Here is a 13,524-nt window from a genome sequence, read left to right on the forward strand (position 1 = left end):
CCGCCCTCCCGTGCCCCGGCCGGCACGCTCCGATGATTATTCAGTCATACGTATGACTCCCGATCACCACTGTGCCGTCGGGCCGACCCGATGGCAAGCGGGTTCTACGCTGGGCCCGCACCGTCCCCGACACCGCCCGAGGTCCCCTTGCCGTCGCCCCAGCCCCCCGCCGGCCGTCCGACCAGCAAGGACGTCGCCAAACACGCCGGCGTGTCGCAGTCCACCGTGTCCCTGGTACTCGCCGACAAATGGCGCGGCCGGGTCTCCGCCACCACCGTCGAGGCGGTCCGCGACGCGGCCTCGGCTCTGGGCTACCGGCCCAACACCTCGGCCCGCTCGTTGCGGCTGGGCCGGACGCACACGGTGATGCTCGTCGTACCCGTGCTCACCTCGCCGTTCTTCGGCGCCGTGCACACCGGGGCCGCACAGGTCGCGGCCGAGCGCGACTTCGGCGTGGTGGTCTACCCCACCCGCGACGGCGTCGACCTGACCCCGAACCCGTTCTCCTCGGCCGCCATCGACGGCGTGCTGGCCTCCTCGATGGCCGCCGAACCGCTGGACGTGCTGCGCTCGGCCGGACCCGGCACCGAGGACCTGCCGCTGGTGATGCTGGACAGCGAACCCGGGCGTGGCGTGCCGACCGTGAACGACGACGTCGCCGACGGCATGCGGGCACTCGCCGAATACCTGGTCGACCTGGGCCACCGCCGGGTCGCCCGGCTGCGCTCCGCCGTGCAGAGCTGGACCTTCCGGGCCCGGGACGAGGCCTTCCGCGCCGCGCTCGGGCCCGCCGAGGTGGTCGCCGAGGCGCACGCGCCGCTGACCCTGGACGGCGGGCGCACGGCGGCCCTGGCGCTGCTCGCCTCGCCGGCCCGGCCCACCGTGCTGGTGTGCGACGACGACCTCCAGGCGGCCGGCGCCTACAAGGCGGCCCGCGCGCTCGGCCGCCGGGTGCCCCGGGACGTGTCCGTCACCGGCTTCGGCGACCTGCGCTACGCCCGCGTGGTCGAGCCGGAACTGACCACCGTGTGCCTGCCCGCCGTCGAACTGGGCGCGCGCGGCATGACCGCGCTGCTCGACCTGCTGGACACCGGCGACGCGGGCCCGGACGTGGTGCTGCCCGGCGAACTGCTCGTCCGCGGCTCGACCGCGCCCCCGGCGTCCGGCTGAACCGAACCCGACGCACGCGCGTCAGGGCCCGCGCACCGACGCGGTACGCGGGCCCTGTGACGTGCGCGGGACTACTCCTCGCCGGTCTCCGGCGTGGCCTCGGGCGCGGTCTCGGCCGCCCCTTCCGCATCGGCCTCGGCCGGCTCGGCGGCCGGCTCCGCCTCGCCGAGCAGGCGGGTCAACCGACCGCCCACCAGACGCTTGAACTTGCGCTGCTGCGGCCGGGTGCGATCCAGCGTGGCGACCTCCAACTGCGAGGCCGTGATCGAGCGCTTCTCGCCCACGCCGTCGCGCGAGAGCGCGTCCACCGCGACCTTGAGCGCGGCCTCGAGGGTGAGCCCCTCGCGGTGGTGGCGCTTGAGCTGCTCGGTGATCTGCTCGACGTTGCCGCCCATGGCGACGTAGTTGTGCTCGTCGGCCACCGAGCCGTCGTAGGTGAGCCGATAGATCTGGTCGTCCTCGGGCGCGCTGCCGACCTCGGCGACGATCAGCTCCACCTCGTACGGCTTCTCACCACCGCTGGAGAAGATCGTGCCCAACGTCTGGGCGTACACGTTCGCCAGGCCGCGGGCGGTGACGTCGTTGCGCGCGTACGAGTAGCCGCGGATGTCGGCGTAGCGCACGCCGCCGATCCGCAGGTTCTCGAACTCGTTGTACTTGCCCACCGCGGCGAACGCGATGCGGTCGTAGATCTCACTGATCTTGTGCAGGGCGCGAGAGTAGTTCTCCGCCACGAACAGGATGCCGTCCGCGTAGGTCAGCACGACCACACTGCGGCCGCGGGCGATGCCCTTGCGGGCATAGTCGGCCCGGTCCGCCATGGCCTGCTGCGGCGACACATAGAAAGGCGTCGTCACCGTGGAGTCCTTTTCGTCGAAGCCGGTCTCGATGGGTCGGCTGGTCGGGTCCTCGACATCGGCGTCACGTCAGCGGCGCGGTCGGGCCGTTGGGGTCGTCCATCCGGGCGTCGACCACGGCGCGGACGATCTCGCCGACCTCTTCCGAGGAGAGCCGGCGGATGCCGTCCTCGGTCACCAGGGTCACCACCGGGAAGATCCGCCGGGTCAGGTCCGGCCCACCCGTGGCGGAGTCGTCGTCGGCCGCGTCGTAGAGCGCCTGGATGCACACCGTGACGATGTCGTCGGCGTTCAGCCGGGGGCGGTACAGCTTCTTCAACGCGCCTCGGGCGAACAGCGAGCCCGAGCCCACCGAGTGGAAGCCGTGCTCCTCGGATCGGCCACCGGTGATGTCGTAGCTGAAGATCCGCCCGGTCCCGCCGTCGACGTCGTAACCGGCGAACAGCGGCACCACCGCGAGACCCTGCATGGCCATTCCGAGATTGCCGCGGATCATCTGCGACAGCCGGTTGGCCTTGCCCTCGAGGGACAGCGTGGTGCCCTCGATCTTCTCGTAGTGCTCCAGCTCGACCTGAAACAGCCGGATCATCTCGACCGCGAGGCCGGCGGTGCCGGCGATGCCCACGACCGAGTAATCGTCGGCCGGGAACACCTTCTCGATGTCCCGCTGTGCGATCAGGTTCCCCATCGTGGCCCGCCGGTCGCCGGCCATCACCACGCCACCGTCGAACGTCGCGGTCACGATCGTCGTGCCGTGCGGCGCCTCGATCGTCACGGGCTGCACCGGAGGCGTCCTACGCGCGGGCAACAGTTCGGGCCGGTAGGCGTCGAGAAATTCGGCGAACGAGGACGACCCGGGGGTCAGGAAGGCAGCCGGTAGACGCCCGGTGCCACGAGTGTTGGCTTCCACACGATCCCTTCCACATAGGTTGCGGCCCGGCGCAACGCGTCGGGTCGATCCTTGAACATGCCCAGTGCGGCATTGCAGTTGAAGCAGAGTACGGCTCGGACCCTACCGCTTTCGTGATCATGATCGACGTGTTCGGGCTTGGTGGACTGGCAGATCGGACATACGCCCATTTGGTCGGCGAGCATGCCCTGCAGGTCGGCCTCGGTGAGACCGTATTTGCGCATGAAGTATCCGGCTCGACCGTCGACTTTACGACACGATTTGCAGCGCGCCGCGAGACCGTCCCATTGTCGGGAGCTTTTATGCCATTCCGAATGCGGTTTGATCTGCTCACACTTCGGACAACGCTTGTGCCCCACCGGCACATCAACCTTCGGGCGCACCTTGAAACCCGCACGCTCGCGCCTGGCGCGATACGAGTGCGCCGCCCGCCTCCTATTGCACTCAAGGCAATAGAATGAAAGCCCGTCGGGACTTGTCGCGTTGGAGCCGAAGTCCCGAGCGGGCTTCCATCCCTTGCAGTCAGGGCAATTCTTGCCCGATTTCAAATCGGACATTTGCTACTATTCTCCACCCTTTTGGACAAATCCCCGAACGAATTCCTCAGCATTCTCCTCGAGCACCTCGTCGATTTCGTCCAATACCGAGTCGACATCGTCCGTCAACTTCTCGTGTCGTTCCTGCACGTCGGACTGCGCCTCGGTAGTGGTCTCGTCGACCTCTTCCGAGCGCTTAGTCGCGCGCTGTTGACCGCCGCTGTCCTTAGTGGCCATGTAGCTCACCCCACCTTGTGATCATTTCCTTGAACCGGTGCCTATCCATTCCTCGGAGCATCCACACCCCCGATCCCGAAGGATCGGGGGTGTAAGTGCCAACGAGTGTCGGATGCCAGGTGTTCCGGAACGGGATTTATCCGTTCATTCGCTTTGTTCCCGCGAACGAACGAGGTCACCCACCCGTGAGGGCGCGGACCAGATCCTCGGCTGTGCGGCAACGGTCGAGCAGGTCCTTCACGTGGGCCTTCGTCCCGCGCAGCGGTTCCAGGGTGGGTACCCGCTGGAGCGAGTCGTGACCCTCCACGTCGAAGATCACCGAATCCCACGACGCGGCGGCGACCTCGTCGGCGTACTGCTCCAGACATCGACCGCGGAAGTAGGCCCGGGTGTCCTCCGGCGGCAGGTGCACGGCGCGCTGCACCTCCGCCTCGCCGGCGATCCGCTCGAAACGGTCCTCCAGCTTGTTGTACAGGCCCTTGTCCGGCCGTACGTCCGCGTACTGGAGGTCGACCAGGTGCAGCCTGGGCGCGTCCCAGTCCAGCGCGTCGCGCTGCCGGTAGCCCTCCAGGAGCTGCAGCTTGGCCACCCAGTCCAACTCGCGCGAGAGCGACATCGGATCGGTCTCCAGCCGGGCCAGCACCGACTCCCAGCGGTCGAGCACGTCGGTGGTGTCCTCGTCGACGTCGGTGCCGAACCGGTTCTCGACGTACTTGCGGGCCAGCTCCAGATATTCGAGCTGAAGCTGGATCGCGGTCAGCTTGCGGCCGTTGCGCAGCGTGATCAGCTGCTTGAGGGTGGGGTCGTGGGAAACCTCGTGCAGCGTGCGCACGGGCTGGTCCACGGTCAGGTCGTTGCCGAGGAAACGATCCTCGATCATCGACAGGACCAACGCGGTGGTGCCGAGCTTGAGGTAGGTGGACACCTCGGACAGGTTGGCGTCGCCGATGATCACATGCAGGCGCCGATACTTCTCGGCGTCCGCGTGCGGCTCGTCGCGGGTGTTGATGATCGGCCGCTTGAGCGTGGTCTCCAGGCCGACCTCGACCTCGAAGTAGTCCGCCCGCTGGCTGATCTGGAAGCCGTGCGCGGAGCCGTCCTGGCCGATGCCGACCCGACCCGCGCCGCAGATCACCTGGCGGGAGACGAAGAACGGGGTCAGGTGTCGAACGATGTCGGCGAACGGCGTGGCGCGCTGCATGAGGTAGTTCTCGTGCGTGCCGTAGGAGGCGCCCTTGTTGTCGGTGTTGTTCTTGTACAGCAGGATCTGCTGCCCGCCGGGCAACTCGCCGGCCCGCCGGGCGGCCTCGGCCATGATGCGTTCGCCGGCCTTGTCCCAGATCACCGCGTCGCGCGGATTGGTGGTCTCGGGCGCGCTGTACTCCGGGTGGGCGTGGTCGACGTAGAGCCGAGCCCCGTTTGTCAGGATCACATTGGCGAGGCCGACGTCCTCGTCGGTCAACTGGCTCGAGTCGGCCAGTTCGCGCGCGAGGTCGAACCCGCGCGCGTCGCGCAGCGGGTTTTCCTCCTCGAAGTCCCAGCGGGCCCGGCGGGCCCGCTGCATCGCTGCGGCGTACGCGTTCACGATCTGGGAAGACGTCAACATCGCGTTGGCGTTCGGATGCCCGGGTACGGAGATCCCGTACTCGGTTTCAATGCCCATCACACGCCGGACGGTCATGCGACCCCCTCGTCCCTCACCCGGCCGGTACCCGATCCACACTCACCGTGGTCCGGGTACACCCTGGTCATGCTGCCGAGCCTATTGCCGTTGGATTGCCTTGGGGATACGGCCGGAACTATTGCCCTGTGCGGAAATGTCGTCCCGGAACGGCGCCGCGGCCCGTGTTCGACCTGAACACGGGCCGCGGTGTCGGTGGTCAATCGGTACTCGATCGGGATCAGAGGTACTGACCGGTGTTGGCCACGGTGTCGATGGAGCGCCCGGCCTCGTCGCCCTGCTTGCCCGAGACCAGAGTGCGGATGTAGACGATCCGCTCGCCCTTCTTGCCGGAGATCCGCGCCCAGTCGTCGGGGTTGGTGGTGTTGGGCAGGTCCTCGTTCTCCTTGAACTCGTCGACGCACGCGGCGAGCAGGTGGGCCACCCGGATGCCCTTCTGGCGGTGCTCCAGGAAGTCCTTGATCGCCATCTTCTTCGCGCGGCCCACGATGTTCTCGATCATCGCGCCGGAGTTGAAGTCCTTGAAGTACAGGGTCTCCTTGTCACCGTTGGCGTAGGTGACCTCCAGGAAGCGGTTCTCGTCGTTCTCCGAGTACATCCGCTCCACGGCGACCTGGATCATGCCGGTGACGGTGGCGGCCCGGTTGCCGCCGTGTTCCACCAGATCGTCGTCGTGCAGCGGCAGCGAGACCTTGAGGTACTTGGCGAAGATGTCCTTGGCCGCCTCGGCGTCCGGACGCTCGATCTTGATCTTCACGTCGAGCCGCCCCGGCCGCAGGATGGCCGGGTCGATCATGTCCTCGCGGTTGGAGGCGCCGATCACGATGACGTTCTCCAGGCCCTCCACGCCGTCGATCTCGGACAGGAGCTGCGGGACGATGGTGTTTTCCACGTCCGAGCTGACGCCCGATCCTCGGGTGCGGAAGAGCGAGTCCATCTCGTCGAAGAAGACGATGACGGGCGTGCCCTCGCTGGCCTTCTCCCGCGCCCGTTGGAAGACCAGGCGGATGTGCCGCTCGGTCTCGCCGACGTACTTGTTGAGCAGCTCGGGGCCCTTGATGTTGAGGAAGTAGCTCTTGCCCTGTTCGTTGCCCTGGGCCTCGGCGACCTTCTTCGCGAGCGAGTTGGCGACCGCCTTGGCGATCAACGTCTTGCCGCAGCCGGGAGGGCCGTAGAGCAGGATGCCCTTGGGCGGACGGAGCTCGTGCTCCTTGAACAGGTCGGGGTGCAGGTAGGGCAGCTCGACCGCGTCCCGGATCATCTCGATCTGGTTCCGCAGACCGCCGATCTTGGTGTAGTCGATGTCCGGAACCTCTTCGAGGACCAGTTCCTCGACCTCGCTCTTGGGCACCCGCTCGTAGACGTAGCCCGATCGCGAATCGAGCAGCAACGAGTCCCCCGCACGCAGCGGGGAGTCCAGGAGCGGTTCGGCGAGGCGCACCACGCGCTCCTCGTCGGTGTGCCCGATGACCAGCGCTCGTTCGCCGTCCTCCAGCAGCTCCTTGAGCATCACCACGTCGCCGACGCGCTCGAACTCCATCGCGTCGACCACGTTCATGGCCTCGTTGAGCATGACCTCCTGGCCACGCCGGAGTTCGTCGAGTTCGATGTTGGGGCTGACGTTCACCCGGAGCTTGCGCCCGCCGGTGAAGATGTCCGCCGTGCCGTCCTCGTTGGCCTGTAGGAACACGCCGAACCCCGAGGGGGGTTGGGCGAGTCGGTCCACTTCCTCCTTGAGGGCCACGATCTGGTCGCGGGCCTCCCTCAAGGTCGCGACCAATCGCTCGTTCTGTGTGGTCATTCCGGCCAAGGACGTCTGAAGGTCGACGACCCGCTCCTCGAGCAAACGGCTCTGGCGCGGTGAGTCGGCGAGCTTGCGACGCAGGACGGCGACTTCCTGCTCTAGAAAAGAAACCTGGCTTACGAGGTCGTCCGTACCCCGAGCCGGCCTCCCACCACGGTTCATGTCGTCGTCGTGGACTGCCACGGCCCTCACCTCCTCCTGGGAGCTGCGACGTCTCCGACCCTACCTACGGCAGGAGGGGTTGAAACCCCTTGATCAGCAAGACTGTCCGGGCGTGTCCGATCTTCACCCGTGCGATTGCCCCCACGCTTGTGAGGATCAGATACCCACCTCACCACGTCGGGAAGCAGGCGCGAGTAGGGTCTGTCGGGCGCGTGTCGATACGAATCGGTGAAGAGTGAGGCCCATGTCCGCAGAAAACGAACCTCTCGAGGTCTGGATCGATCAGGATCTCTGCACCGGGGACGGCATCTGCGTGCAATACGCGCGCGAGGTCTTCGAGCTGGACATCGACGGGTTGGCGTACGTCAAGGGTGCCGACGACGAGCTGCGTACCGAGCCGGGCGCGGTGGTCCCGGTGCCCGGGCCGCTGCTCGTGGAAGTGATCGACGCCACACGCAAGTGTCCGGGAGAATGCATCCACATGCGTCGGGTTTCCGACGGCGTCGAGGTGTATGGCCCGGACGTGGCCTGAATTCCGCTTCGTACACCGGTGTCTGGCGACGCGTCAGATCCGGTCGGCACCGAGTGGAGTCAGTCGCCAACGAAGTGTTCCGGCGAGGTCGGGACAGCAGCGGGGCACGTCCGGCGCGGACCAGCCCAGGGTGCGCGCGGTGATCGTGTCGCCGCTGCGGGTGACCTCGCTCACCTGGAGGCCCTCGTCGGTGTCGAGCAGGGTGGCCACCAGTCGGGGTGAACCCTGGTCCGCGTCGGCATAGGCCAGCAGCGCGGCGGGTGGGCTGCCGGAGCCGGCCGCGCACTCGACCCGAACCACGGTGGGGCCGGTGGGATCGGTCAACACGGTCCCGATCCGGGTTCCGACGCCCGGGCAGTCGAGCGGGAACACGACGTTCGCGAGTTCCGCCTCCGTCGGCCCGCCCGCGGTGCGGCCGCGGCTGCCTGCGAGTGGCACGGTCCGGGCCGCTTCGGGGGCGTGACCCACCGATTGGCCCTGATTCGATGTGTTCGCGGGGTTCTCGCCCGGTTGCAGGGTGCGCGGTGCGGCCGGTGGGTCCTGCTGGTTGGGGCGGTGTCGGGCGGGCGCGGTGACGCCCGGTATACCCCCGTCCAGCGAGGCCGCGGCCCAGATCACCAGGCCGGCGCCCACGATGAACACGAACACGATGGCCGCGGTGGCGAAGGCTATGCCGTTGCGGACGTCGGGGACCTCGACGTGCCGGGGCACGGAGGTGTCGGGTGGTGCGTCGGTGGTCACGAGCCCGCGGGAACTGTCGCCGCGCACGGGCCGGGTCTCGAAGTGATCGTCCGCCACGGTGGACGACCCTATGCGGCGGGCCGGGCCCTGGTATAGAGTCCCGGCCCGCCTTGTCTCAACCATTGCCTGACGATGGGTCAGGGTTCGAGCGGGGCACCGGATTCCGCGCCGGGGCCGGCGTAGTCGTCGCCGTAGGAGCCCTTGGACGGGCGGCGCCGGCGCAGCGGCGGCTCGACCCCGTCGGCGAGGCGCCGGGCGGTGACCAGGAAGCCGGTGTGACCGATCATCCGGTGGTCGGGGCGGACCGCGAGTCCTTCGACGTGCCAGGAGCGGACCATCGACTCGAACGGCTGCGGTTCGGTGAAGCAGTTCATCACGCGCATGGTCTCCACGGTGCGCGAGAGCTGCGTGGTGGTGGCCACGTAGCAGCACACCAGACCGCCGGGGGCGAGTGCCTTGTAGACCGCGTCCAGGCATTCCCAGGGCGCGAGCATGTCGAGGATCACCCGGTCGACCCCGGTCTCCACGAGGTTGTCCTGGAGGTCGCCGACGGTGAGCTTCCACGCGGGGTGGGGCGCGCCGAAGTAGCGCTCGACGTTCTTGCGGGCGATGTCCGCGAAATCCTGTCGACGTTCGTAGGAGGCGAGCTGCCCGGTGTCGCCGATGGCGCGGAGCAGGAAGGTGCTCAGCGCGCCGGAGCCGACGCCGGCCTCGACGACGCGGGCGCCGGCGAAGATGTCGGCCATCGCGAGGATCTGGCCGGCGTCCTTCGGGTAGATCACCGCGGCACCGCGGGGCATGGACAGGACGAAGTCGGGGAGCAGAGGTCGCAGCGCGAGGTAGTCGGTGTTCCCGGTGGACCGTACGACGGTCCCTTCGGGAGCGCCGATCAGCGCGTCGTGTTGAAACGAGCCCTTGTGGGTGTGGAACGCCTTGCCCGCTTCGAGCGTGAAGGTGTGGTGGCGGCCCTTGGGATCGGTCAGCTGAACCTGGTCCCCGACCTGGAAGGGTCCGCGCCTGCGCGCGGCACCGGTCGGTTCGGACATGGGGGTCAGCCTAGTCGGTCGTGGGCGACGCTCCGACGCGTGGGTGCGGGCCCCGTGGGGGTCAAACCCGGACTCGGTTGCATAGCATCTTGGACGTGACTGATTCGAGCAGGCCGCAGGGACGCAGGATGCGGCAGGACGACGCCCCGCGCCGGGAGCCGAGGCGTGGCCTGCTCATGGGGCGCCCCTTCGGGGTGCCGGTTTACGTCGCGCCGACCTGGTTCGTGATCGCCGCGGTGATCACGGTGTTGTTCGCGCCGACCTTCGAGAGCCTGTTCCCGAATCTGGGTCCGTGGCGCTTCGTGTTGTCGTTCGGCTTCGCGGTGTTGTTGTACGTGTCGGTGCTGGTGCACGAGTTGGCGCACGCGGTGACGGCGTTGCGGCTGGGCCTGCCGGTGCGGCGGATCACCATCCAGTTTCTGGGCGGGGTGTCCGAGATCGACAAGCCGGAGACGGCTCGGCACGAGTTCCTGGTGTCGGCGGCGGGTCCGGCGTTGTCGCTCGTCCTCGGTGGCGGGTTCTGGGTGATCGGCTTGGCCTTGGACGTGGACACGTTGGCGGGGCGGATGATCGCGTTGTTGGCGGTGTCCAATCTGCTGGTGGCGGCGTTCAATCTGCTGCCGGGGTTGCCGTTGGACGGTGGCCGGATGTTGCGGGCGGTGGTGTGGCGGGTCAGCGGTCGGCCGTTGGCGGGCACGATCGCGGCGTCCTGGGCCGGACGGGTGCTGGCCGTGGTGGTGTTGGTCGCGGCGGCGGTGTGGTCGTTGGGCGCGGACGCCGGGGCGCGGACGTACACGTTGATCTTCGGTGCGTTGGTGGCCGGATTCATGTGGGCGGGTGCGGTGCAGTCGCTGCGCGCGGAGCGGCTCCGGGAGCGGTTGCCGCAGTTGCGGGTGCGGGTGTTGACCCGGCGGGCGATTCCGGTGGCGGCGGATGTGCCGTTGTCGGAGGCGCTGCGGCGGGCGCACGAAGAGGGTGCGCGCGGGTTGGTGGTGGTGGACGGGGGCGGCGAACCGACCGGGCTGGTGCGTGAGGCCGCGGTGTTGGCGACGCCGGAGCATCGACGACCGTGGGTGGCGGTGGGGCCGTTGGCGCGGGATCTGGTGCCGGGGATGAAGGTGGGCGCGGATCTGGCCGGGGAGGATCTGCTGGTGGCGATGCGGGCGGCGCCGGCGAGTGAGTACCTGGTGGTGGAGTCGGACGGCGAGGTGTACGGGGTGTTGTCCCGGACGGATGTCGAGCATGCGTTTTTGGCCATGATGCGGGGTTGAGGGCGGGGCTTTCGGCGGCACGCGCCGGCCGGGCCGGGTGGGTGGGTCAGGGTGCCGGGGTGATGGTGATGGTGTAGCGGCCGCTGGCGGTTGTGGTGATTCGGGCCGTGTTGTCGCGGGTCTCGGTGTGGGTGCGGCCGGGACCGGTGATGCGGATGGTCGGGGGCTTGGCGTAGACGTCCTTGGGGAGGGCGATCTCGGTGGGGCCGTCGGCGCCTCGGCGGGTGCCGAAGGTCAGCGTGTAGGTGCGGGTGTCCGGGTCGTAGCGGTAGCTCTCCGGGTCGCCGGCCACGGCGCGGGCGTAGGGCTGCACGAGCAGCTTGTTGTTGGGCTTCATCCGGCCGTCGGCGTCCAGGGTGCAGTAGCCGCCGCCGTTGCACCATTGCCAGCCGGCCCAGCCGCTCGCGAACCGGTCCATGGCCGCGGTCATTCGTCGGTAGAACAGCGGGATGTTGGGCAGCGACTGGTCCGGCGGACCCCACTCCCCCACGATCACCGGGAGCTTGTTCGCCTTGGGGTAGGCGCCGATCGCGGCCTCGTAGTTCTCGATGAAGCCGCCGTCGGGGTCGTAGTCGGCGCCGGTCTCCATCGCGCTCTCGTAGAAGTGCGGGGCGTAGGCGACCTTGTCGTCGGTGATCGGGCCGAGCGCGGTGGGCAGGCCGAGGCCGACCACGGGGGTGGGTTCGACCAGGATCCAGTTGCGGCGGTCGACCAGGCGGATCGCGTCGGCGAGCCGGTTCCACATGCCGGTGATCTGGGTGGATTCGAGCCGGGCGGCGGCGGTGGGGATGTCCTCGCCGTCGCGGAAGCGGCCCATCGGTTCGTTCATCAGGTCGTAGCCGAGCACGGCGGGGTGTCGGCCGAAGGTCGCGGCGACCTTGATCCACATCTCGGCGTGCGCGCGCCGGAGGTCGCGATCCCCGTACAGGTGGTCGAACGCGGCCTGCACGCCCGGGGTGTAGTACTCGGCGAACCAGTCGCCGGGCACCGGTTCGTAGGGCAGGCCCTCGTCCCGGGTGGTCCATTCCGGGTTGCCGCGGTGGTCGTTGAAGTACGGCCCGTAGATGTCCTGGTGGGCGTCCAGGACGACCTTGACGCGGTACTTGTCGGCCCAGCCCAGGATCTTGTGGATCCGGGCCAGGTAGTCGCGGCTGTACCGGCCGGGGCGCGGCTCCAGGTCGTCCCAGAAGAAGAGCACCCGGGCCAGGTTGAAGCCGCGTTCGGACAGTTCGCGGAACTGGGTCTCGGTGACGTCCTTGAACGCGTCCGCGCCGCGGTGCTCCTTGTCGCCGATGTTGAAGCCGCGCCACTGGGCCGCCCGACCGTGCTCGTCGGCGATGAAGGTGCGATCGCCGACGGTGACCTTGTCCGGCGTGCGGCCGTGCCGGTCGCCGTGCGCGTACGCGGGGGCGGGCAGGCTCGCCAGGAGCAGGCCGGCCGCGAGCGCGGCGGCGGCGTGCGTACGGGGGCGGGTGAGGACGCGCATGGGACCTCCGTCGAGGTGCGGATGGGGTGCCTGGGACTCGCGGGTGCCGGGACTCTACTGAGCGGTAGCGACGATTGACAGGGGCTGCGGCCGCTGGGGTGCACAGGGTGTCGCCGCGCGCGCTTAGGGTGGTCGGCATGAGCGTCAGCCCCTCCGAAACCACCCCTGCCGAGGAATCCCCCGCGGCCGAGCCGGCCGCCGAGTCCGCGAGCGTCGTGGTGCCCGCTCCGGCCGGCGAGCGGACCCCGCGGCCGCCGGTGTCCTTGTCGCCGTCGCGGGCCGCGGACTTCATGCAGTGTCCGTTGCTGTATCGGCTGCGGGTGATCGACAAGCTGCCGGAGAAGCCGAGTGCGGCGGCGACTCGCGGCACGGTGGTGCACACCGTCCTGGAGCGCCTGTTCGACCTGCCGAGCGGGGAGCGCACCGCGGCCCGGGCGGTGGCCATGGTGCGGCCGGCGTGGGACGAGTTGTTGGCCGAACGGCCGGAGTTGGCCGAGTTGTTCGGCGAGGACGCCGCAAGCCTGGGCACCTGGTTGCGGCATGCGGACGAGTTGGTCGAGCGCTACTTCACGCTGGAGGATCCCAACCGCCTGGAGCCGGCTCGGCGCGAGCTCTACGTGCAGACGACGCTGGACGACGGCCTGGTGCTGCGCGGGATCGTGGACCGGCTGGACGTGGCGCCGGCGGGCGATCTGCGGGTGGTGGACTACAAGACGGGCAAGGCGCCGTCGCCGATGTTCCGGGACAAGCCGCTGTTCCAGATGAAGTTCTACGCGCTGGTGTTGTGGCGCGAGCACGGGCGGGTGCCGCGTCGGTTGCAGCTCGTGTATCTGGGCAGCGGCGACGTGATCACCTACGACCCGGACGAGAGCGAACTGATCGCGGTGGAGCGCAAGTTGCGGGCGCTGTGGGAGGCGATCGACCTGGCCACCCGGACCGGCGAGTGGCTGCCGCGCAAGTCCAAGTTGTGCGGGTGGTGCGATCACCGGGAGGTGTGCCCCGAGTTCGGTGGCACACCCCCGGTGTATCCGCTGCCGGTGGTGCCGGCCCGGGGCCCGTCCGAGGAGGCTCCCGCCTTCGGCTAGACCCCG

General features: G+C 68.8%; 13 protein-coding genes. 4 read left to right on the top strand and 9 right to left on the bottom strand.

The annotated features are described in order from the left end of the window. The first annotated feature begins 147 nt into the window (after window positions 1–147). A complete protein-coding gene (locus ABZ374_RS05345; protein WP_360306348.1) occupies window positions 148–1,170 on the top strand; it encodes a LacI family DNA-binding transcriptional regulator in 1,023 nt (340 codons plus the stop codon). 71 nt (window positions 1,171–1,241) lie between these two features. Here ABZ374_RS05345 and prcA read toward each other — a convergent pair whose 3' ends face one another. From prcA to arc, 6 genes are all read right to left on the bottom strand, one after another. After that, window positions 1,242–2,027 (bottom strand): proteasome subunit alpha, encoded by a 786-nt coding sequence (prcA, locus tag ABZ374_RS05350; protein ID WP_360306350.1) that lies wholly within the window; start codon window positions 2,025–2,027, stop codon window positions 1,242–1,244. A gap of 64 nt (window positions 2,028–2,091) precedes the next feature. Then, entirely contained in the window at window positions 2,092–2,937 is an 846-nt protein-coding gene (gene prcB / locus ABZ374_RS05355) for a proteasome subunit beta (protein WP_360306352.1), read from the bottom strand. Next, window positions 2,889–3,494: an endonuclease VII domain-containing protein gene (locus tag ABZ374_RS05360; protein WP_360306354.1), complete on the bottom strand. Its 606-nt coding sequence runs from the start codon at window positions 3,492–3,494 to the stop codon at window positions 2,889–2,891. The genes prcB and ABZ374_RS05360 overlap by 49 nt, the downstream gene beginning before the upstream one ends. 6 nt (window positions 3,495–3,500) lie before the next feature. Further along, complete coding sequence (locus ABZ374_RS05365) at window positions 3,501–3,710, bottom strand: ubiquitin-like protein Pup (protein ID WP_360306356.1); 210 nt, start codon at window positions 3,708–3,710, stop codon at window positions 3,501–3,503. A 175-nt stretch (window positions 3,711–3,885) separates the two neighbouring features. Further along, window positions 3,886–5,391, bottom strand: coding sequence for a depupylase/deamidase Dop (dop, locus tag ABZ374_RS05370; RefSeq protein WP_360306359.1), 1,506 nt, complete (start codon window positions 5,389–5,391; stop codon window positions 3,886–3,888). 220 nt (window positions 5,392–5,611) lie between these two features. Further along, the gene (gene arc, locus ABZ374_RS05375) at window positions 5,612–7,378 is read right to left on the bottom strand and encodes a proteasome ATPase (protein WP_360306362.1); all 1,767 of its coding nucleotides are present in this window, start codon (window positions 7,376–7,378) and stop codon (window positions 5,612–5,614) included. A gap of 223 nt (window positions 7,379–7,601) precedes the next feature. Here arc and ABZ374_RS05380 point away from each other — a divergent pair, with 223 nt between their 5' ends. Continuing rightward, the gene (locus tag ABZ374_RS05380; protein WP_360306365.1) at window positions 7,602–7,889 is read left to right on the top strand and encodes a ferredoxin; all 288 of its coding nucleotides are present in this window, start codon (window positions 7,602–7,604) and stop codon (window positions 7,887–7,889) included. A gap of 33 nt (window positions 7,890–7,922) precedes the next feature. Here ABZ374_RS05380 and ABZ374_RS05385 read toward each other — a convergent pair whose 3' ends face one another. Together ABZ374_RS05385 and ABZ374_RS05390 are read right to left on the bottom strand one after the other, a co-directional pair. Beyond that, window positions 7,923–8,687: a hypothetical protein gene (locus ABZ374_RS05385; RefSeq protein ID WP_360306368.1), complete on the bottom strand. Its 765-nt coding sequence runs from the start codon at window positions 8,685–8,687 to the stop codon at window positions 7,923–7,925. Between the two features lie 80 nt (window positions 8,688–8,767). Continuing rightward, a complete protein-coding gene (locus tag ABZ374_RS05390) occupies window positions 8,768–9,676 on the bottom strand; it encodes a tRNA (adenine-N1)-methyltransferase (protein ID WP_360306371.1) in 909 nt (302 codons plus the stop codon). Between the two features lie 95 nt (window positions 9,677–9,771). Here ABZ374_RS05390 and ABZ374_RS05395 point away from each other — a divergent pair, with 95 nt between their 5' ends. Next, on the top strand, window positions 9,772–10,947 hold the full coding sequence (locus ABZ374_RS05395; RefSeq protein ID WP_360306374.1) for a site-2 protease family protein: 1,176 nt from the start codon (window positions 9,772–9,774) through the stop codon (window positions 10,945–10,947). A gap of 46 nt (window positions 10,948–10,993) precedes the next feature. On the opposite strand, the gene ABZ374_RS05400 is transcribed toward ABZ374_RS05395, so the two are convergent. Continuing rightward, entirely contained in the window at window positions 10,994–12,433 is a 1,440-nt protein-coding gene (locus ABZ374_RS05400) for a cellulase family glycosylhydrolase (protein WP_360306377.1), read from the bottom strand. 137 nt (window positions 12,434–12,570) lie between these two features. Between ABZ374_RS05400 and ABZ374_RS05405 the strand changes: the two genes are divergently transcribed. Further along, the gene (locus tag ABZ374_RS05405; protein WP_360306380.1) at window positions 12,571–13,518 is read left to right on the top strand and encodes a PD-(D/E)XK nuclease family protein; all 948 of its coding nucleotides are present in this window, start codon (window positions 12,571–12,573) and stop codon (window positions 13,516–13,518) included. Window positions 13,519–13,524 lie beyond the last annotated feature (6 nt).

Source organism: Embleya sp. NPDC005971 (genome assembly GCF_040629175.1).
Lineage (GTDB): Bacteria > Actinomycetota > Actinomycetes > Streptomycetales > Streptomycetaceae > Embleya.